At 62.6% G+C, this 20,952-nt stretch carries 18 protein-coding genes; 4 read left to right on the plus strand and 14 right to left on the minus strand.

Features of this window, described 5'->3' with window-relative positions; translation table 11 throughout:
* Nucleotides 1-4 precede the first annotated feature (4 nt).
* The gene (nspC, locus tag ACUN9V_RS08315; protein WP_445511052.1) at nucleotides 5-1,177 is read left to right on the plus strand and encodes a carboxynorspermidine decarboxylase; all 1,173 of its coding nucleotides are present in this window, start codon (nucleotides 5-7) and stop codon (nucleotides 1,175-1,177) included.
* Nucleotides 1,178-1,229: 52 nt separating this feature from the next.
* Here the strand turns inward: nspC and ACUN9V_RS08320 are convergent, their stop codons facing one another.
* From ACUN9V_RS08320 to ACUN9V_RS08340, 5 genes are all read right to left on the minus strand, one after another.
* Nucleotides 1,230-2,171, minus strand: coding sequence for a LysR family transcriptional regulator (locus tag ACUN9V_RS08320; protein ID WP_075563278.1), 942 nt, complete (start codon nucleotides 2,169-2,171; stop codon nucleotides 1,230-1,232).
* A 118-nt stretch (nucleotides 2,172-2,289) separates the two neighbouring features.
* A complete protein-coding gene (locus tag ACUN9V_RS08325; RefSeq protein WP_445511053.1) occupies nucleotides 2,290-2,559 on the minus strand; it encodes a DksA/TraR family C4-type zinc finger protein in 270 nt (89 codons plus the stop codon).
* A gap of 104 nt (nucleotides 2,560-2,663) precedes the next feature.
* A complete protein-coding gene (locus ACUN9V_RS08330; protein WP_445511054.1) occupies nucleotides 2,664-3,167 on the minus strand; it encodes a universal stress protein in 504 nt (167 codons plus the stop codon).
* Between the two features lie 188 nt (nucleotides 3,168-3,355).
* Nucleotides 3,356-4,462 carry a L,D-transpeptidase gene (locus ACUN9V_RS08335; protein WP_075563275.1) on the minus strand — a complete coding sequence of 369 codons (1,107 nt, stop codon included), beginning with the start codon at nucleotides 4,460-4,462 and terminating at the stop codon, nucleotides 3,356-3,358.
* A gap of 183 nt (nucleotides 4,463-4,645) precedes the next feature.
* Nucleotides 4,646-5,362 (minus strand): murein L,D-transpeptidase catalytic domain family protein, encoded by a 717-nt coding sequence (locus ACUN9V_RS08340; protein ID WP_445511055.1) that lies wholly within the window; start codon nucleotides 5,360-5,362, stop codon nucleotides 4,646-4,648.
* A 316-nt stretch (nucleotides 5,363-5,678) separates the two neighbouring features.
* On the opposite strand from ACUN9V_RS08340, the gene ACUN9V_RS08345 reads away from it, so the two are divergent.
* Nucleotides 5,679-7,175, plus strand: coding sequence for a carbon starvation CstA family protein (locus ACUN9V_RS08345; RefSeq protein ID WP_075563274.1), 1,497 nt, complete (start codon nucleotides 5,679-5,681; stop codon nucleotides 7,173-7,175).
* Nucleotides 7,176-7,297: 122 nt separating this feature from the next.
* Here ACUN9V_RS08345 and ACUN9V_RS08350 read toward each other — a convergent pair whose 3' ends face one another.
* From ACUN9V_RS08350 to ACUN9V_RS08360, 3 genes are all read right to left on the minus strand, one after another.
* Nucleotides 7,298-9,535 carry an NADP-dependent isocitrate dehydrogenase gene (locus tag ACUN9V_RS08350; protein WP_445511056.1) on the minus strand — a complete coding sequence of 746 codons (2,238 nt, stop codon included), beginning with the start codon at nucleotides 9,533-9,535 and terminating at the stop codon, nucleotides 7,298-7,300.
* A 345-nt stretch (nucleotides 9,536-9,880) separates the two neighbouring features.
* Nucleotides 9,881-10,954 carry a lactonase family protein gene (locus ACUN9V_RS08355; protein ID WP_445511057.1) on the minus strand — a complete coding sequence of 358 codons (1,074 nt, stop codon included), beginning with the start codon at nucleotides 10,952-10,954 and terminating at the stop codon, nucleotides 9,881-9,883.
* Nucleotides 10,955-11,177: 223 nt separating this feature from the next.
* Nucleotides 11,178-12,188, minus strand: a complete 1,011-nt coding sequence (locus ACUN9V_RS08360; RefSeq protein ID WP_445511058.1) for a DNA topoisomerase IB — start codon at nucleotides 12,186-12,188, stop codon at nucleotides 11,178-11,180.
* A gap of 199 nt (nucleotides 12,189-12,387) precedes the next feature.
* On the opposite strand from ACUN9V_RS08360, the gene ACUN9V_RS08365 reads away from it, so the two are divergent.
* The gene (locus ACUN9V_RS08365; protein ID WP_445511059.1) at nucleotides 12,388-13,629 is read left to right on the plus strand and encodes a DUF2254 domain-containing protein; all 1,242 of its coding nucleotides are present in this window, start codon (nucleotides 12,388-12,390) and stop codon (nucleotides 13,627-13,629) included.
* A gap of 142 nt (nucleotides 13,630-13,771) precedes the next feature.
* Here the strand turns inward: ACUN9V_RS08365 and efeO (ACUN9V_RS08370) are convergent, their stop codons facing one another.
* From efeO (ACUN9V_RS08370) to efeU, 4 genes are all read right to left on the minus strand, one after another.
* Nucleotides 13,772-14,632 (minus strand): iron uptake system protein EfeO, encoded by an 861-nt coding sequence (gene efeO, locus ACUN9V_RS08370; RefSeq protein ID WP_445511060.1) that lies wholly within the window; start codon nucleotides 14,630-14,632, stop codon nucleotides 13,772-13,774.
* Nucleotides 14,633-14,787: 155 nt separating this feature from the next.
* Complete coding sequence (gene efeB / locus ACUN9V_RS08375; RefSeq protein WP_445511061.1) at nucleotides 14,788-16,086, minus strand: iron uptake transporter deferrochelatase/peroxidase subunit; 1,299 nt, start codon at nucleotides 16,084-16,086, stop codon at nucleotides 14,788-14,790.
* A 159-nt stretch (nucleotides 16,087-16,245) separates the two neighbouring features.
* A complete protein-coding gene (gene efeO, locus ACUN9V_RS08380) occupies nucleotides 16,246-17,403 on the minus strand; it encodes an iron uptake system protein EfeO (protein ID WP_445511062.1) in 1,158 nt (385 codons plus the stop codon).
* Between the two features lie 4 nt (nucleotides 17,404-17,407).
* A complete protein-coding gene (gene efeU, locus ACUN9V_RS08385) occupies nucleotides 17,408-18,253 on the minus strand; it encodes an iron uptake transporter permease EfeU (protein WP_445511063.1) in 846 nt (281 codons plus the stop codon).
* Nucleotides 18,254-18,680: 427 nt separating this feature from the next.
* Here efeU and ACUN9V_RS08390 point away from each other — a divergent pair, with 427 nt between their 5' ends.
* Nucleotides 18,681-19,802 carry a choline metabolism transcriptional regulator GbdR gene (locus tag ACUN9V_RS08390; protein ID WP_110692245.1) on the plus strand — a complete coding sequence of 374 codons (1,122 nt, stop codon included), beginning with the start codon at nucleotides 18,681-18,683 and terminating at the stop codon, nucleotides 19,800-19,802.
* A gap of 116 nt (nucleotides 19,803-19,918) precedes the next feature.
* Here ACUN9V_RS08390 and ACUN9V_RS08395 read toward each other — a convergent pair whose 3' ends face one another.
* Nucleotides 19,919-20,266 (minus strand): AzlD domain-containing protein, encoded by a 348-nt coding sequence (locus tag ACUN9V_RS08395; RefSeq protein WP_445511064.1) that lies wholly within the window; start codon nucleotides 20,264-20,266, stop codon nucleotides 19,919-19,921.
* Nucleotides 20,263-20,952, minus strand: coding sequence for an AzlC family ABC transporter permease (locus ACUN9V_RS08400; RefSeq protein WP_445511065.1), 690 nt, complete (start codon nucleotides 20,950-20,952; stop codon nucleotides 20,263-20,265). Before ACUN9V_RS08400 ends, ACUN9V_RS08395 begins: the two co-directional genes overlap by 4 nt.

Raw genomic sequence — 20,952 nt, forward strand, 5'->3', positions numbered from 1 at the left:
GGAGATGACGACTATCGCCTCTCCCATTGCCGACTATCCCTTCGACGTTCGGGCCTGTCCGTCGCCGGCCTACGTGGTCGACGACGCGCTGCTCAGGCGCAATCTGGAACTGCTGGGCAAGGTGCAGGCCGACAGCGGCGCGAGAATTCTGCTGGCGCTGAAAGGGTTCGCCATGTGGAATACCTTCCCGCTGGTTAGCCAGTATCTGGTTGGAACCACCGCCAGCGGTCAGGATGAAGCGCGTCTGGGTGCCGAGACCTTCGGTGGCGAGGTGCACGTCTACTCGCCGGCGTTCACCGCGCCGGAGATGGACGTGGTGCTGCGCTATGCGGACCACCTGAGCTTCAATTCGCCGCGGCAGTGGCGGCACTTTCGCGACACCGTGAAAGCGTCGCCGCGTGAAGTCTCCTGCGGGCTACGCGTCAACCCCGAGCACTCCACCGGCGAAGTCCCACTCTATGACCCCTGCGCGCCGGGTTCGCGGCTTGGCACCCGGGCTGCGGATCTGGCGCCGGCGGATCTCGAGGGGCTGGAGGGGCTGCACTTTCACGCGCTCTGCGAGCAGAACAGCGACGCGCTGGAAGCGACTCTGGGTGCCTTCGAGCGGAAGTTCGGCCAGTATCTGGCCAGCCTGCGCTGGGTCAACTTCGGCGGCGGGCACCACATCACGCGGGCCGACTACGATGTCGAACGGCTGGTGCGAGTGATCCGTGACTTCCGGTCGCGCCACCCGCATCTCGAGGTCTATCTCGAACCCGGCGAGGCGATTGCGCTGAATACCGGTTATCTCGTCTGCAGCGTGCTGGATATCGTCGAAAACGATGGCCCGATCGCGATTCTGGACACGTCCGCCACGGCGCACATGCCCGATGTACTGGAGATGCCGTATCGTCCGGAGATTCTCGGCGGCGCCAGACCCGGCGAGAAGGCGTACACCTATCGACTGGGCGGCACGACGTGTCTGGCCGGTGACGTGATCGGCGATTACGCCTTCGATCGTCCGCTCGAGATCGGTGACCGTCTGGTGTTCACCGACATGGCGCACTACACCATGGTCAAGACCACCACCTTCAACGGCATCCGTCTGCCGTCGATCTGTCGGATCGACGAGACGAGCCGCGAAGTGCGCACGGTCAAGACCTTCGGCTACGAGGACTACGCTCAGCGCTTGAGTTGAGCCCGAGTTGGCAATAACCGAAACGATTACGCCCTGCCATACGGGGCGTTTTTCATGGCGAAGCCGGTTCGTGGCGCTCCAGCGAGGGGCTCCGAGACGTCTGATGCTGGGTGATGATATCCAGCAGCTCCTGGCCAAAAGCGGGGAGGACATGATCTTCGCGGATCAGCACGCTGCGTTCCCGATATGCCCAGGCGTCGCTCAAATGGCGCACGCTCAACCGCATGTGATTCTGATAGCGCAAGGCGCAGGACTCCGGCAGGATGCCCACGCCGACGCCGGCTTCGATCATCCGACACGCCGATTCGAAACCGAAAACCTGAATTCTGACCGGCAATGGCTTGCCGAACTCCAGCGCCTTGCGCTCCAGGTAGTGAAAGAGGGTGCTGCCTTCGTGAAGCGTCACGTGGGGATAATCCAGCGCATCTTCGTAGGTGATCTCTTCGCGTTCGGTCAGCGGATGATCGAGTGGCGTGGCCAGGACCAGCCTGTCCTGACTGAATGGCAGCGTTTTCAGTCGTGAAGGCACCTCGACGCCCACCATGATGCCGAGAATTCCCATATCGGCGGTGCCATCGAGAACGCCGCGAATGATATCGCTGGTCAGCCGCTCCTGAAGATCCACCGTGATGCCGGGCCGCGTCGCGAGGAAGTCGGCCAGTACCTCGGGCATGAACTCGATGACGGCGGTGGTGTTGGCGAATATCCGCAAATGGCCGATGGCGTCACTGGCGTAACCGGAGAATTCATTCTTGACCCGCTCGACCTGGCGCAGGATGAGGCGTGCGTGCTGCAGCAGGCGCTCGCCGGCCGGCGTCAGCTCGACGCCCTGACTGCTACGGTAGAACAGCCGACTTTCCAGTTGCGCTTCGAGAGACTTGATTCGGCCGCTGACCGCGGCGGTGGAAAGATGCGCGCGCTGAGCCCCGGCTGTCAGGCTGCTCTCTTCGGCGACATGGACAAAGATGCGCAAGTCCGCGAGATCGAAATGCATGAGACCGGACTCCTTCAGCGCTCGGCAGGCTGTGACGACGCCATGATTCTAGCATTACCGGGCGCCGATGCCCGGCGCGGGATGACCGCCAATGGAGTGCGCTGGGGCGTATTCGCCGCTAGCGCAGTTGGCTATCCTTGCTACCGCGACGGTTGTAGTTGGCGCGATGGGTTTGATGACGATCCGCTTCCGCCTGACACGCGATACACAGGCGCACGCCGGGAACGGCCTGTCGCCGCGCCTCGGGAATCGGCGCCTCGCACTCTTCACAGATCGTCAGGCTAGGGCCCTGATTCCGAAGCCGTTGGCGTGCTTCCTCGATACCGTCTTGGACCGTACTGTCGATCTGTTCCTGCACTGCGCCATCTTTTGCCCAACCGCTGGCCATGATCTTTCTCCTCGAGACTTTGCCTCTCGGCACTGTTTTAACATGGTGGCGATCCACCAGCCTTGCAAGGCGTGGGCTGGCTGCCGGGTACAGGGGTGGCCGCATCAATACACGTCGATGAACTCGTGAGGCGCCTGGGTTGCATGCCGATGCGGGGTCTCGTGTACGCAGATAACACGACAGTTGGCGACATGGGTCACCTTGTGCGACACGCTGCCGATCATCAGCCCTTTGAATTGCCCCATGCCACGACTGCCCATCACGATGGCATCGACGCCCAGCCGCTCGGCCTCGGAGACGATCATGCGTGCCGGCGAACCCTGCTTGACGAGCGTATCGAACTCCCCGTTATAACCGGGGAAGGAAGGTAGCGTATCAAGCGCGGCATCGAGAATGGCGTGACCCTCGTGATCGGCGGTATCCACCGAAGCCGCCTTGATCGCCGCTTCGACACTGAGCAATTCGCCTTTATGCAGTTGTGGGTAAGGGTCGCGAACGTTGAGCAGATACAGCTTGCCCTGAACCGGTGCTGCCAACTGACAGGCAACGTTGAGCGCGATATGGGAGTCCTCGGAACCATCGATCGGGATTAGCAGAGACTTGAACATAAACACCTCGCCACCGTGAAAGCATCGAACGGAAGCGCTCGGGTACCGCCTGGTTGCTGATTACCTGTCGCTGCGGCGAGCCGAGTCGCCTTGCGACTCTCAACATAGGTTACCCGCGAGGAATGTCATAGCGGATAAATGTCGCACAGTGTGACGCACCCCAGGCTGAGCGGGGATGCATGCCGACGTTAGCGGTCCGTGCCGGGATGGAGCAGCGTCATGACATCATCGAGCCAGGTACGGGGGCCAACGCTATCGATCACCCGGATGGACTCACCACTATTTTCCGCGGTGAGATGGGCATCGGTTGCGACCAGCACGGTGCCGGGTTCCAGCAGGGGCAGCACCTTCCGCTTGAAACCATCGGGTACGACCACCTGATTGACCAGGTTGGTCGAGACCAGTTGGCCGGCAGTGCTTTCGTAACCGGGTACGCCAATTGCGATCCAGGTCGGCATGGAAAGAGTACGCAGGGGCACTTCATCGCTCTCTCTAGCCGGCGGTGGATGGAAATGGCCTTCGACGATATAGGCGCGCGTACCCGTCACCCTGTCGGGGCTGCCGATCTCGACGCGTGAACGGCCAATTTCGACGCCATTGCGATAGACCACGATCAGGCGATCGCTACGGCTGAGAACCATCGAGACCGGGCCTTCGGAAGGAGGGTCCATGGCCCAGCGCCAGCTGCTGCCACTGGCCAACAGAGGAATCTCGACACCACTGCCAGTATGGGCATCGATGGGGCTCAATGGTCCCGGGTGAACCACGGAGATCGGCGCCTGGCCCGCCTCCGCCACGACCACCGTCATGCCCAGGTTGGATGCATCGAACAACAGACGAGCGAATTCGGTCGGCAAGTGGACGCAGCCGTGGGATTCCGGGTAACCGGGCAGCCCGCCGGCATGCAGCGCCACACCGTCCCAGGTCAGGCGTTGCTGATACGGCATCGGTGCATTGCCGTAGAGGTTGGAGTAGTGGTCCTTGTCCTTCTGGAGCACGGTAAAGACGCCGGTCGGCGTCTCGTAGCCCTCGCGACCGGTACTGATGCTCGTCACGCCAATGAGGATCCCGTTGCGATAGACGTAGGCGCGCTGCTCGGTGAGGCTGACGACGACGGCCATCGGGCCGGCGTGCCTGTCATCGCCACCCCAGATCCAGGCGCCGGGAGGAAGCTGGTCGATCGGCGTATCGACAGGGCTTGACTGTTTCTCGCCCCAGTAGGGCACGGCGAAGCTCGCTGGCGAAACCAGCAGGGTGACGATCAATAGCAGCAGTGTAATTCCCGTACGTGACATGCTGACTCCCTCGAACGACGCGCCGAAGAACGACGCATTCTCGATTCACGTCGTGCGCACTACCGGGATCGGTGACTGCTGTGGGTGGGGCGGCCGCCAATGATGGGATGACCGCCATGAACAGGGTACTCGCTATCGACGTCGTGCGCGCCCCCGCCTGCACTCGATAAAGGCGATGCTTGATCAGCGTGTGCCGAGGAAATACTCGCCGGTGTCCTGTTGCTCGACGCGGGCCTGAGCGCACTGCGCCAGCGCCGAATTCATCAGCCATTCCCGTTCGGGATAGTAGGAGAAGATGAACTGGCCTTCCTTGAGCACGTCGATGACATCCCCAGCGACGCCGGGACGCAGAGCGGGGCATCCCCAGCTACGTCCGAGTCGTCCCTGACGCTCGGCAATGCCAGGATCGACGTAATCGGCGCCGTGCATCACGATCGCGCGGCTCATGGCGGCATCGTTGAAGCCGGGCTCGAGCCCATCCATACGCAACGAGTAGCCGTTCTTGCCCTCGTAGGTCTGGCGCGTCACGAACAGACCCAGGCTCGAGGCGTGTGAGCCTTCCTGGTTGGAAAATCGATCGGGAACGTCACCCCCGGAACCTTGACCATGGGCCACGACTTCACGGTACAGCAGCTTGTTCCGGGGGAGATCGAAGACCCACAGGCGTGGTGTCAGCGAGGAGCGGCTGTAATCGATGATCGCCAGGCGCTGCGCAGCTTCGCCCACGCCGTGGCGCTGGGCGCACTGCATGGTGGCAAGACCCAGGGCGATGACGTCGGGATCGGCGTCCGGGGCGAGGTGCTCGAGGGATGTCACGGTGGGTTGATACACCACATCGGCACGAGCCAGAAGATCGTGAGAGTGCGGTGGTGTCGACGCGACCGCGGCAGAGATCGACATCGACAACACGATGGCAGCCGTTACGGCTCTCGAAGTCAGGGAGTCGATAAAAGGCGCTGAGAGTAAGGACGCATAGGTCTTGATCATCGAAGCAGGCTACCCGAGGTGACGGGAAAGGCGTCAGCATGCGGGACAAGGCGAGACCCGGCAAGCGCCTCGGCGCCGAGTCCGCCACTAAAGTCTAAATGTAATTATTTGACCTTGTTCGTAAATTGGCGCGGATAACCATACTGCGACCGCCGTTGGCCCGCCAACATCCCTATCAAGGTACCTGCCGGATGCTCACAAGGCATTCTCTTCGCTTCAGGGGCACTAAATGATTACATTCATTGGATCGATCCTGCTATTGATAGCGGGCTACTTCACGTACGGAAAGTTCGTGGAGCGAGTGTTCGTCACCGATCGCAAGCGGCGTACGCCCGCTTTCACCATGCGCGACAACATCGATTACGTGCCGATGAACACCACGCGTAACTCGCTGATCCAACTTCTCAATATTGCCGGCGTCGGACCCATCTTCGGGCCGATCCTGGGTGCGCTGTATGGTCCGGTGGCATTCGTCTGGATCGTGGTCGGCTGCATCTTTGCGGGCGCGGTACATGATTATCTCACCGGCATGATCTCGATCCGTAACCACGGTGCGCACCTGCCGCAGCTGGCGGGCAAGTTCCTGGGCAAGGCGATGAAGCACATCGTCAACGGCTTCGCCATCCTGCTGCTGCTGCTGGTCGGCACCGTTTTCGTCACCTCGCCGGCGGCGCTGCTGGCCAACATGACGCCGCTGTCGATCACGCTGATCACGATGGTAATCTTCGCCTACTATCTGCTGGCGACGCTGCTACCGATCGACAAGGTCATCGGCCGAATCTACCCCTATTTCGGTGCACTGCTGGTGTTCAGCGCGCTGGGTATCGGTCTCGGCATGATCTTCACCGGTGCCCCGATCCCGGAGCTCTCGTTCCAGAACATGCATCCGCAGGGCGCACCGATCTTCCCGCTACTGTTCCTGACTATCTCCTGTGGCGCGCTCTCCGGCTTTCACGCCACACAGACGCCGATCATTTCGCGCACCACCGAGAACGAAGGCAACGGCCGCAAGATTTTCTACGGCATGATGATCACCGAGGGCGTCATCGCGATGATCTGGGCCGCTGCGGCGATGAGTCTGTTCCATGGCGACCACACGCTGTCCGACGTTCTGGCTGCCGGCGGCCCGGCCGCGGTCGTCAGTGAAGTGTCGACCACCATGCTCGGCGCCATTGGCGGTACGCTGGCGATTCTCGGCGTGATCGTGTTGCCGATCACCTCCGGCGATACGGCTTTCCGCAGTGCGCGCATGATCATTGCCGACTATCTGAAGATCGATCAGCGGCCCATCGTCAAGCGTCTGCTCATCGCCGCGCCGCTGTTCGTGATCTCCTACGCGTTGACCCACATGGACTTCACGCTGCTGTGGCGCTACTTCTCCTGGGCCAACCAGACCACGGCGGTCATCGCTCTCTGGGTTGCGACGATGTATCTGGTGCTGGCGCGCAAGCCGCATCTGATCACTTCGATTCCGGCGGTATTCATGACCATGGCGACCTTTACCTATCTGGCCTACGCGCCGATCGGCTTCGGTCTGTCGCTGCAGATGAGCTACGTGGTGGCGGCAATCGGCACGCTGATCTGCATCGCGCTGTTCATGAAGCGCGTCCGCCGACTGAGCGGCGGCATCTTTGCCGTCGACGAGCCGGAAGTACCGGTCTTCAAGAATGGTAAGGCAACCGGATTACTGGCAACGAGCCTATTGTCGATATCGCGTTTCTGGTAACGCCTACCCGCCCAAGCAAACGGGCCCGTGCATTGGCACGGGCCCGTTTCTTTTTGGCTCCGTCGTTGCCGAAGCAGGACGGAAGAAGGGATACCGGCTCGGTAGCCCGAGCCGGTCGCCGATCAGGACGCCTGGTAGAGCTTGTTCAGCGCTGCATTCAGCGTTTTGCTGGGACGCATGGCGTCACTCACCCGCTCGCGATCGGGATGGAAATAGCCCTTGATGTCCACCGGCTTGCCTTGCGCGGCATTGAGCTCGTCGACAATGGCCTTCTCGTTGTCGCCGAGGGTCTTGGCGATCTCCTCGAACAGCGACTTGAGTTCGCCGTCTTCGGTCTGAGCGGCCAGCTCTTTCGCCCAGTAGAGGGCCAGGTAGAAGTGGCTACCGCGGTTGTCGAGCTCGCCCACCTTACGCTTGGGCGACTTGTCGGCGTCAAGGAATTCGCCGTTGGCGCGGTCCAGCGTGGACGCCAGGATCTTGGCGCGAGCGTTGTCGAAGGTACTGCCCAGATGCTCGAGAGAGGCGGCCAAGGCGAGAAATTCACCCAACGAATCCCAGCGCAGGTGGTTCTCTTCCAGCAGCTGCTGAACGTGCTTGGGTGCGCTGCCGCCGGCACCGGTCTCGAACAGGCCACCACCGTTCATCAGCGGCACGATCGAGAGCATCTTGGCGCTGGTGCCGAGCTCCATGATCGGAAACAGATCGGTCAGGTAGTCACGTAACACGTTGCCGGTGACCGAGATGGTGTCCTCGCCCTTGCGGATACGCTCGAGCGAGACTTTCATCGCTTCCACCGGCGCCAGGATGCGGATATCCAGGCCGTCGGTATCATGCTCCTTGAGATAGGTCTCGACCTTCTCGATCAGCTTGGCGTCGTGGGCACGGTTGGCGTCGAGCCAGAAGATCGCCGGGGCGCCGCTTTCACGGGCGCGAGTGACGGCCAGCTTGACCCAATCCTTGATCGGCGCGTCCTTGGTCTGGCACATGCGCCAGATATCACCGGCTTCGACGTCGTGGCTGAACAGCGTCTGACCATTCTCGTCGGTGACGATCACGGTGCCGTCCGCCGGGATATGGAAAGTCTTGTCGTGGGAACCATACTCTTCGGCTTTCTGCGCCATCAGACCGACGTTGGGCACGCTACCCATGGTGGTCGGATCAAAGGCGCCGTGCTTCTTGCAGTCCTCGATCACGGTCTGATAGATCGTCGCGTAGCAGCGATCGGGGATCACCGCCTTGGTGTCGTGCAGTGCGTCGTCGGTGCCCCACATCTTGCCGGAGTCACGGATCATCGCCGGCATCGAGGCGTCGATGATCACATCACTCGGCACGTGCAGGTTGGTGATGCCCTTGTGCGAGTCGACCATCGCCATCGGCGGACGCTCTTTGTAGAGCGCGTCGATATCGCTCTTGATCGCATCCTGCTGTTCGCTGGGCAGCGATTCGATCGAGCTGTAGAGATCGCCGATGCCGCTGTTGGCGTTGAAGCCCGCGAGCTTGAGCGCCTCGGCATGCTTCTCGAGCACCTCCTTGTAGAACTCCTCGACCACGATACCGAACATGATCGGGTCGGAGACCTTCATCATGGTCGCCTTCAAGTGCAGCGAGAACAGCACGTTGCGCTTCTTGGCATCCTTGATTTCGCTGTCGATGAAGTTGCGCAGGCGACGGCTGCTCATGCGCGAAGCGTCGACGACTTCGCCTTCCTTGACCGCGAGGCCGTCCTTCAGGGCGATGTGGGTGCCATCTTTCTGCTGCAGTTCGATCTTGAGCTTGCCGGCCTTGGCGATCACGGCGGACTGTTCGCTGCCGTAGAAGTCGCCTTCGCTCATGTGGGCGACGTGGGACTGCGAATCGCCGCTCCATTCGCCCATGCGATGCGGGTATTTGCGGACGTAGTTCTTGACCGATTTCGGCGCGCGACGGTCGGAGTTGCCTTCGCGCAACACCGGATTGACCGCGCTGCCCTTGGCCTTGTCGTAACTCGCCTTGATGGCTTTCTCTTCGTCGCTCGAAGGTTCGTCCGGGTAGTTCGGCAGGGGATAGCCCTGGCCCTGCAGCTCCTTGATCGTCGCCTTGAGCTGCGGACCGGAAGCGCTGATGTTGGGCAGCTTGATGATGTTGGCTTCCGGCGTCGTCGCCAGCTGGCCAAGTTCGGCCAGGTCATCGCTGACGCGTTGCTCGTCGTTCAGTCGGTCCGGAAACTGGGAAAGCACGCGGGCGGCCAGCGAAATATCGCGAGTCTCGACCGTGATACCGGCCGTACCGGTAAACGCCTCGATGATCGGCAGCAGAGAGTAGGTGGCCAGTGCAGGCGCTTCGTCAGTCAGGGTGTAGATGATCTTCGGGGTATTGGACATGTCTATTCGTTAACCTCTCTTTGGCAATGGCACGAGTGTCGAGCGCTGGCAGAGACTCGAATGCGCGTCGCGCCTGTGGTGCGATGAATACGCTGGCGATCGATACGTCGGACGGGCGTCGCCGGCTGACGTCGTCTTTCCATCACCGGTTCGCCCGCAGGACGCCATGCATCACGGCGCCGGCTCCCCCTTGACTGAAGCAACGGTGGGGTAACCGGCAGCGTGGTCTTGAAATCGGCCGCGGCGACTGTGCATCGAAGTTGTCGACAACCTGCGGTCGCGACAGAGTATACCAGCGCCACGTGACCAACGCATTCACGCGGCGCGCCGGTGAAAACGTCTCGGCTAGCCGAACGACACGATTTCCACCCAGTTGGTCTTGCTGCCGACCGGGGCGTCGCTGACGTGGGTCAGCTCACCGCTGGCAGGTTCGATGCGGTAGAGCGACAGGTGATCGCTCAGTTCGCCGGCGGCGACCAGATAGCGCCCGGCGGGATCGATCTCGAAACCGCGGGGTTGCTTCACGGTGGGCTGATTGGCGACGTACTGCAGCTTGCCACTCTCCGGATCGGCACGCAGCGTACTCAGCGTGCTGCTGGTGCGCTCGGAAAGGTAAAGATAATGGCCGTCCGGGGTGATGTGCAGATCGGCGGCCCAGATGCGGGGGGTGTCATCGCCGGCCGGGATCTCCTCGCGGGGCATGCCTGGCGCCAGTTCCAGCGTGTCCGGCAGGCCCTGACACACGCTGACCTGGGTCAATGTGCCGTCGTCGGCATTCAGTGCAAAGGTCGTTACCGTCGCGTCGAACTCGCCCAGCACATAGACGACGCGCCCGTCGGGTGAGAACACGAAGTGACGCGGGCCGGCCCCGGCGGCGGTCTCGGCGGCGGGCGGATCGTTGGGTGCGAGCGCGCCGTCGGCGAAGTAGAACTGGGCCAGACGGTCGTCACCCAGATTGGTCGCAAGGACGTGGCGGTTGTCCGGCGTCGTCAGGATCGCATGGGCGCGGCTGCCGGTTTCCAGGGTCTGGGTGGCGTCACCGGCCACCCCGTTGCCGTCGATGGGGCTGACGCTGACCAGGTTGCCGCCATAGGAGGCCGCGAGCAGATAACGTCCGGATCGATCGGTGGCGATATAGGCCATGCTGCCATAGAGTGCGCCGCTGCCCAGTGGCGTCAATTCACCGCTGTTCGAGTCGATGCGATAGCTCAGCACCCGTAGCGGATCACTGCGAATGGCGGCGTAAAGGAACTGCTTGTCCGGGCTGATGGCCAACGGCATGACGTTCTCTGCCGCCTCCGTGGTGGCTAGCGGGATCAGCTTTTCGCTCTGACGGTCCAGGCGATAGCTGCCAATGGTCCCATCTCCTGAGCTGGCGACGTAGACGACAGTATCGATGGAGGGCTCGGCTGGGTTCATGCGCTTTCCTTGGCGGTGGGAGGAACGGGTCGGGAATCCACCGCCGCGACCTTAGACATGGCGCGGCGGAGCATTCGGCGCGGTCGATGGATAAACCTCCTTTTTAGCATTGGCCGTCTGGTGGAGTCGATTGCCGATAGGTCGATAGCCCGCATCGGTCGCTCAGGGCAATAGCTCGTGGAGACGGATCGCTCGATGGCGGTTCCTGTCCATCGACAAGGCGTCAGCTCGCCGACTCCAACCGGCTTCTCAGCAGCCTGAGGATGGCGCGCTCGTCCGGGCCGGTCAGCTTGTCGTCCGCCTCCAGCTCGGTCTCGACCAGTTTGCGGAAGTGATCCAGTGTGCGGCCGTCCAGGTAGCTCTCCACGATTCGCGGGTCGATATAGCTCGCCTTGGCGATACTCGGCGTATTGCCCAGCGTCTTGGCGACGCGTTCGACCGCCTGGCGAACGTTGCTTTGGCTCATCTTGTCGTTTTCGCCCGGGCCGAGCTCTTCCAGCGCCAGTGCAGCAATCGACGTGCCGGCCCAGGTACGGAAATCCTTGGCACTGAAGCGTTCGCCCATCACTTCATGGATGTAGTCGTTGAGATCGTGACTGTCGACTCTCACCTTACGGCCGTCGTCGTCGAAATACTTGAAGATCTCGTAGCCGGGAATGTCGTCGAGCTCGCCCACGATCCTGGCCAGGCGCTGATCTTCGACCACGCGATGCTGATGCTGGCCACTCTTGCCCTGGTAGTCGAATATCAGCTCGTCGCCGTCGATGGTCAGGTGTTTCGAACGCATGGTGGTCAAGCCGTAGGACTCGTTCTCCTCCCGGTAGCGCTCGCTCCCCGGTCGAAAGTAGGCGCTGTCGATCAGCCGCACCATGCAGGCGAGCACCTTCTGCCGGGGCATTCCTTCGAGCGTGAGATGCTGGCCGGTGACGCGACGCATGGGCGTCAGCCGCAGGGCGAATTCGACGATGCGGTCGAATTTCAGCACCTCGCGCTTCTCGCGCCACTCGGCATTGTAGACGTACTGCTTGCGCCCGGCGCTGTCGCGGCCGGTAGCGTGGATGTGGTGATGCTTGTCGAGCACGATCTCGACCTCATCCCAGGCCGGCGGGATCGCCAGCGACTGGATCCAGCCGCGCCACGCCTTGTCGTTCAGCGTCTTGCCGCTGGGCGTGCGATAGGTGAAGCCCTTGCCACAGCGATGGCGGGTCACCCGCGTTGCGGGGGTCTTGGTCATGGCAAGCTCCTTTTGCCCAAACCGATGGTCGCTTGTTTTACCCCGAGATGGGGTCGATTCCGTCGCCGTCATTGGCAACCGGGTGTCTAGATCCAACCCGCTCGATCAAAGAATAGCCCAGCATCGGCAAAAGGCTCGTCGACAGCCCGTTTGGCGTAGACTGAGCGTGATTCAATCCAGGGATGGGAACCGTATGTTAATGGGGCGCTTTCAATGGGTGTGGCGTCAGCTACGCCGCTCTCTGTGGTACCGCGCGACGCTCTTTTCGTTGGGCGGCGTGGTCACGGCACTGATCGCCTGGCTGGTGACGCCCTGGCTGGACGTGCCATCGGTGGTCAGCATCGGGGCTCGCGCAGTAGACAGCATTCTCAATATCATCGCCTCGAGCATGCTGGCGGTGACCACATTCTCGCTCGGCGCGATGGTGACTGCCTACGGTTCGGCGACCAGTAACGTCAGTCCGCGAGCCAACCTTCTGCTGATCGAGGACCGCGTGACACAGAACACGCTGGCAACCTTCATCGGCGCGTTCCTGTTCAGTCTGGTCGGGATCATTGCGCTGGCTGCCGGCATCTACGACGAGGATGGCCGGACACTGCTGTTCGCGGCGACGCTCGTCGTCATCGTGATGACGGTCTACCAGTTGATCAAGTGGGCCGGATATCTGACTCGGCTGGGTCGGGTGCGAGACACCATAGACAAAGTGGAAACGGCGGCCAGGAAAGCGCTCGAAGGGCGCATGGATCAGCCCTATCTGGGTGGCCAGGCGATGCCTTCCACGGTGCCGGAAGGGCTCGAGCCGGTTCGCGCCGGCAAGGTGGGTTATCTTCAGCACATCGACATGCCGCTGCTGGATTCGCTGGCCGAGGATCTGGGCCATGCCATCTACGTGCAGGCATTGCCGGGGACGTTCCTCGACATGACCAGAGTGCTGGCGTCGACGCCCACGCTTGATGAAGCGCGTGCCGAGAAGATTGCCGAGGCCTTCACGATCAGCCCGTCGCGGCGTTTCGAGGAGGATCCGCGATTCGGCATCATCGTGCTGGCGGAGGTGGCGTCGAGAGCGTTGTCGCCGGGAATCAACGACCCCGGTACGGCAATCGACGTGATCGGCTGCGGCGTTCGGGTGCTGACGCCATGGGTACGTCATGCCGAGGGCGGTATCGACGAGTCGGACCAGCCGGTCCGGCATGTGTATGTCGAGGCGTTACAGACGAAAGACCTGTTCGAGGACTTCTTCACTCCCATCGCTCGCGACGGCGCCGCGACGGTAGAGGTCGGCATTCGCTTGCAGAAGGCATTGAGTGCGTTAGGCGCAATCGGAGACAACCGCGTCAAGCGCCTCGTCGACGAACATCGCGAACGGCTTATCAATCGCTTCGATATCGGACTGACGCTGGAAGAGGATCGTCAGCGTGTGAAAGCGGCGCGGCGGGCATGAACCGATTCCGAAGCGATGTCGGGAAGCCTTCGACTCGCGGCGCCGAACGAACAAGGCCGGCGATCAGCCGGCCTGTTGAAGAAGTGCGTTTCGCCCCGTCAAGACGCCTACTTCGGGCTTCGGCACGTGGTCACCTGATGATTCAGTTCAAGCCGAGCACCCCGCGCAGCGTCGACAGATCCTCGGCGAGAACGGTGACCGGGCCGGTCAGCGCGCGGCGATCGGCATCGCTGACCTCGTCGTAGGATTCGAAGCCGGCATCCGGGTCGTCGGCGTCCAGGCGATAGTCGGCCAGGGTGGCTTCCACGTCGTCGAAATTGTCCTGCACTCGAGCGACGAAGTCGGCGTCCTCCTTGGCGGCCAGCGGCTTGAACAGATCGAAAATTTCGCGGGCGCCGTCGACATTGCCCTGGAAGTCCCACAGGTCGGTGCGGCTGTAGCGGTCCTCTTCGCCGGAAACCTTGGTTGCCGCAACCTCTTCCATCAGCGCCGCGGCGCCGCCGACCACCGTCTCCGGCGGGAAGGTCAGACCCTGGACGCGGCTGTCGAGGTCGTCGACGTCGTCCATCAGCCCTTGGGCGTATGTCTTCATGCCTTCGGTGCTGGCATTGTGGAATAGTGCATACTCCAGACGATGGAAACCGGTGAAGTCGGGATCCTCGACGCCTTTTTCGTAATCGTCCTCGCGCGCGTCGATGCTGGCGTCGAGATCGGCGAAAAGCTCGGCGATGGGTTCGATGCGCTCGTAGTAGACCCGCGTCGGCGCGTAGAGCGTCTGGGCCTTGTCCACGTCACCGGCCTGGATGGCAGCGGTGAATTCCTCGGTATGCGTGACCAGTTGCTCCAGGTTGTCGAGCACATAGAGTTTGTAGTCGGCGACCGGGCCAACCAGCGCCTCCGGCGCGACATCGGCGTGAGCGGTGGTGGTCAGCGTCATGGTTGACGAGACAAGGCCGAGTGCACCGGCGGCGAGCCACGTCTTGGGTATGATCGAGGTCTTCATTGTGTGTCTCCATTGAATGATCCGGGTGCCAGTCGGCGGTCATGAATCATCGGCTCGTCGTCGCGAGCGCGGTTGTTTTTTCAGTCGACTCTCGTTGTCCGGCTCTGGTTGCCCGGCTCTGGTTGCCTGACTCTCGCAGCCTGAACCGAACCGGCTCATGCGGACGCGGCCAGCAGGCCACGACCCAGAAAATCGGTATCGTCTTGCGCACCGGGCAGAACGAAAAAGTAGCCGCCGCCCACCGGCTTGATGTACTCCTCCAGCGGTTCGCCGTCGAGACGCTGCTGAACGGTGATGAAACCGGCCTCCAGATCGGCCTGAAAGCAGAGGAACAGCAGCCCCATATCGAGTTGGCCATTGGTCTCGACGCCGTTGGAGTAGTTGAACGGCCGGCGCAGAATGCGATTTCCCTCCGTTTCCGGCGTGCGCGGATTGGCCAGGCGGATATGGGCATCGAGCGGCGTGATCTCGCCCTCGGGGTCCCGGGCGTAGTCGGGAACGTCCTGCTCCTTTCCCTCCGGGCCGTCGTCGGAAAGCGGCGCGCCGCTCATCTTGCGACGACCGAAGATCATCTCCTGCTCGTGCAGGGGGGTACGGTCCCAGCGTTCGACGAAGTTGCGAATGATGCGCGCCGCCAGATAGCTGCCGCCGCTTGCCCAGACCGGCTCGTCGTGGCGCTTGCCGACCCACACCAGTTCGTCCATTAGCGCTTCGTCGTCGCCCTCGGGATTGGCGGAACCATCGCGAAAGCCGAGGAAGTTGCGGGCGCTGCCATCGATATCGCCCGGCGCGGGCGGCAGCAGTGGCACGGTGCCTTCCTGCTTCCAGCGGACCATCAAAAGCCCCGGCGTGTTCTTGATGATGTCGCGCAGGGCGTGGTAGCCGGTATCCAGCGTGTTGGCGCAGATCTGCAGTGCCAGGTCGCCATGACAGCGCGCGGCCTCCAGCGCGTCGTTGGGAAAGCCCTGCATACGCTGCAAATGTCTGGGCCTCACGTCACCCAGCCCATAGCGGTCATCGAACAGCGAGTCGCCCACCGCCAGCGTGACGGTCAGCCCGTCGGGGGCGATTTCTGGCCCTAGAATGCCGGAATCCGGCGGCGGGAACAGCGGATCGCGCTCAGGGATCCTGCCGCCCTGGGTGAGAAAGGCGATGCGCTCGGTGAGGATCTTCAGCAATGTCTCCAGATCATCCCGATCCCGCGCCAGCACGTCGAAGGCGACCAGCATCCCGCTGGCCGGGCGGGGCGTGACGACTCCCTGCTGATGGAGGCCGTGGAACGGGTAGCGCAGCTGCGAATCCTGTTGCTGCGGTGCGCTGGTCACGTCCTGACCATGGCCGGTGGCGGCCAGCGCCCGGGCGGGACAGGCGCTGCCCAGCGCGAGACCGCCGAGTGCGACGCCAAGCCCGGACATCCCCGCACCTTTGAGAAACCGGCGGCGTTCGAGTTTCATCGAGACGTCGATTGCCTTCGATTCAGAAGCCTCGGCTCCGCGAGGCTCGTTCTCGCGAGGCTTGTTCTCACGAGGCTTGTTCTCACGAGAGGGGGGCTTGAGTGAAAAAGGGCAGCGTGATGAACGATCGGACTGACTCATAAGCGATAAACCGGGTCGTTAACCTTCCAGAGTGAGTACAGGGTTGATGCCGGTAAGTGACCTGGCCAGCGCCCGGGTTGCCTGCAGCAGGTCGGCATCGTCGGCGGCGCTTCGGGACGCGGACGAATCGGCATCCGCCTGAAGGTCGCGCTGCAGGGCGGCGAGATTGGCCTCGAGTGTATGGAGAGTTGCCGGAGACTGGCTTTCCAGTAGCGGCGACAGCAGCGAGACGATCTTGTCGGCGCCTTCTGTCAGGGCGACCAGATCGGCGAGATCGCGCTGCCCGATGGCGTCGTCGTCGCGATGATGATCGAGCCATGTCTCGAGAACACGTGAGCTGCCGTTGGCCAGCTGCGCGGGTGGAATCGAGGCGCTCTTGAGCCGGGCGGTCAGCGTATCCACGTCCGCCACCAGCTGTTCGGCCGCGCCGTTCAGACCGGCCGTGCTCTGCTGCTCGAACAGGCCGCCGGCGAGGCGCTGGAAACCGACGAAAGCGGGGTCGTTCTCGCGCTGTTCGAAATCGGCGGCATGGGCGTTGAGACGCTGGTCGAGATCACTGAACAGACCGATCGGCATGGCCAGATGCAGATCGACACGACGCGCGTCCCGATAGGCCTGCTGCGCCGTCTCGAGATCGCCGGCAGCGATGGCGTCACGGAGTTCCGCGGCGCTGCGGTGGAGCTTTCGCAGCTGCAGAGTGGTATAGACACGATACTCGGCCAGCGGCCCGACGAAGGCCGTGGTGGAGAGCGCGGGCGTCTCGGCATCGGATTCGCCGGCGACGACGTGCAGGGTGCCGTGGGGATTGCTCAGTAGACCGCAGGTCATCGCATAGTCGCCGGCTTTGAGCGTGGCGGTCAGCGGCTGGCGCAGGCCGGGGGCGATGTTCTCGCGCTCCGCGAGCACCATGACGCCGTCGACGATCTCCCACTCGATGGCTCGATCCGATCGATTGACCACGGTGAAGGTTCGTTGACCGGCGGGGACTTCCAGACGATTCGGTTCACAGCCACTGGCGGTGACGTCGACCCGATAACCATCGTCGTTCGGCGGTCTGACCGCCTCGAGCGACAGGATGAATACGCCCAGGGCAAACAGCATCAGCAAAAACGACATGACGAGCCCGAGGCGCATCGCGCGAGGTGACGGCGGGACGAGTTCAGCGTTGCGAGTCATGGGGTCACGCTCGCTCTGGCCGGGCGTGCGCTGCCGGCGTCACACGGGAGGACGGACGCGGCCGCAACAGCCATAGCGCAATGAGCAGATAGCCGACATAGGCCGTCACTTCACTGACCGTGGGGGCCGGCTGGTAGCCGAAGATTCCCGAGAACAGCGAGCCCAAAGGGGTGTCCAGCGGCAATAGGTCACTGAGGTCGAAGACCACCTGCTGGGCATGATTCCACAGCCCGGCTTCATGTAGCGCACGCACCGAACCGGCAAACAGGCCGGCGGCTACTAGCAGGATGAACAATCCGGTAGCCCGGAAGAAGTGGCCCAGCGGCAAGCGCAGGCTACCGCGATAGAGTGCCAGCCCCAGAACGACGGCCACGCCCAGCCCCAGTAGTGCCCCCAGTGGCGCATGGGCATCCCGGCTCTGCTGAAAGACTGCCAGCAGAAAGAAGATCGATTCCAGCCCTTCTCGGGCCACGGCGAGAAACACCATCGCGATCAGCGCGTAGGTGTGCCGCCGACCAGCGCGGAACGCCTGGTCGAGCGCCTGATTCAGCTCGTGGCGCATGCCGCGGGCGGCACGACGCATCCATAGCACCATCCAGGTCAACACGCCGACGGCGAGAAAGCCAACCACGGCCTCGAACAGCTCCTGTTGACGCTGCGGAAATTCCGCGCTGGCAAATTGCAGACCTGCGCCAAGCAACAGGGCGAGAGCGGCAGCGAGAAAAATGCCGATCCAGACGGCGGGCATCCACGCGCCACGCCCGGTCTGACGAAGATAACTGGCGATGATGCCGACGATGAGGGCCGCTTCCAGGCCTTCCCGCAGCATGATGAGAAACGGTACCAACATGGCAGAAATCCAGTGACGAGTCGCGATGACCGATGAAGAGTCGTAGAAAGGTTAAGGATTGGCGTGAATGATACTTGTTATCAACTGCAGCGGGTAATATTTTTCGCCCTTTCGATGCCAACGTGTAAAGCACGCCATTGAGGACGTCACTGGGAAGGGCGGCAGCGGGGCTAAACAGGCCGATCTGTTCTGAAAACGACACTGAGCTATCCAGAGACGGTGTCGCTGTCGCTGAGAGATAAAAACGCATGCGTCGTGTCGTCACAGGGATTACAGTCGAATCAGGTCGTCAAGGCACTGGAAAAGTCGCCTGACGGTCGCTGTCACGAGTCGTCCGACGCCGATGAAATCGCCATGGATCGAGACCGACAGACGCCAGGGAACCCCGATAACAATAATCGTCCTATATCCTTGGAGGAGACGTGAAATGGCAATCCACCCCGTGCGGGGCCCCGGCCGCGCCAATGCCGTCCCGGAGCCGCAGACACTCGGTTTTCTGCTGCTGGAAGACTTCACCCTGATCTCGCTGGCGTCGGCGATCGAGCCGCTGCGCATGGCCAATCAACTAGCCGGTCGCGAGCTGTACCGCTGGTACGTGATGACCATGGACGGTGCCCCCGTGCGGGCCAGCGACGGCATGCAGGTGACGCCGGACGCCAGCGCCTACTCGCCGCTACGACTCGATTGGCTGGTGGTCTGCGGTGGCGTAGCACCGCAGCGTTCCGTCACGCCGGCGTTGCTGACCTGGCTACAGAGCCGCCACCGCCAGTTGAGGCGAGTCGGTTCGGTCTGCACCGGCAGCTGGGCGCTGGCCCAGGCGGGGCTGCTGAACGGATACGACGCCAGCATTCACTGGGAGTGTCTGGCCGCGATTCAGGAAGCCTATCCACGCACGGCCTGGAGCACCCGGCTGTTCTCGATCGATCGCGACCGCTTTACCGCTTCCGGCGGCACCGCGCCGCTGGACATGATGCTCAACCTAATCGGCCGCGATCATGGCCGCGAGCTGTCGGCGGCCATTTCCGAAATGTTCATCTACGAACGGGTTCGCGGCGAAGAGGATCAGCAGCGAGTGCCGCTCAAGCACGTGCTGGGGACCACGCAGCCGAAGCTTCTCGAGATCGTGGCGTTGATGGAAGCCAATATCGAGGAGCCGATCGAGCTCGATGAACTGGCAAGCTACGTCGACGTCTCCCGGCGCCAGCTCGAGCGACTGTTCCAGCGTCATCTTCACTGTTCGCCGTCGCGTTACTATCTCAAGCTGCGCCTGACGCGGGCGCGGCAGCTGCTCAAGCAGACCCCGTTGCCAATCATCGAGATCGCCTCCGCCTGTGGCTTCGTCTCCACTCCCCACTTCTCGAAGTGCTACCGCGAGTTCTTCGGTACGCCGCCGCGGGAAGATCGCGGCGAGACGTTGAAGATTCAGCGTCTGGAGCCGGCATTCGTGCCGCTGGCGGGAAGCGACCCGTTGATGCAGTCCAGCAGCGCGACCGTCGCATTGAGTCACGCTCGCGGAGAACCGACCTACGCCAGTATCGCGCTGGGCTGAACTGAACGGAGAGTGACGGTTTTCATCCCTGGATCGGGCGGCCTCGCGCCGCCCGATGTCGTTTTGCCGCCTGCTGCTGCGCCGCTCGCCATCTTTTGGAATCTTGACGCCGACGGCTACAGGACGACTCTGGCCAGAATCACCACGGCCCCGAAAGTGGCGACACCGGCAACGACCGGCCAACCCAATGAGCGAGTACGACGCCAGACGACGAGCGTCACCCCCAGACCGATAATCGTCGCCAGCCAGCCGGCGATGTCGGGCGTGCGCGGCACCAGCGATACGCCCAGTACCGCGGCGATCATCATCGGCCCCAGAATCACCAGCCATTTGGGCAGGGCATCGACGGCCCCGTTCGGATCGCTGCGTTTCAGCCGCTTCTGCATCCATAGCAGCGGCAGCAGCCGCATCAGATACGTCCCCAGCGCGGCGATCACCATGCCTATCCACAGTTCGACACTCATGGGTGACCTCCTTTTCTCGGGGCGATCGTCTCCGGCAGGCGGACGAGATAAAAGCAGAGCGCCCCGCAGGCGGCGGCCAGCGGAATGCCGATATTGGTCAATCCGGTCAACGTGCAGAGCAGGGCGATCGCGATACTGACACCCAGCGCTGCAGCCCAGCGCCGCGACGTGAAGCGCGGCACGATCAGCACCACGAACAGCGCCGGTAGCGCGAAAGGCATGACCTCGCCCAGCAGCGGCCAGCGGCTCGTCAGCCACTCTCCCCCCACCGCGCCCAGCAACGAACCCGCGATCCAGCTGAACCAGGCCAGTAACGCCGCGCCCAGGAACCAACCGACACGCTGGTGCTCGGGCAGCTGCGGCAGCCGGCTATGGGCGAGAGCAAAGACCTGATCGGTGAGGCCGTGCATCAACCACGGCCACCAGCGGCTTTTCGGCAGCCACGACGCAATGTTGGGCGCGTAGACGACATGGCGCACGTTGATCAGCAGGGTCATCGCCACGGTCAGCCATAGCGGCGAGCCGCTGGCGATCATGCCGACGAATAAAAACTGCGAAGCGCCGGCATAGATCAGGGTCGAGATCGCCAGCGTTTCGATCGTGCTGAAGCCGGCCTGGGCGGAGATCAGACCGAACGAGATCGCCACCGGGATATAGCCGCCCAGCAGGGGAATCGCTTCACGCAT

The sequence above is a fragment of the Salinicola sp. V024 genome (assembly GCF_052645315.1).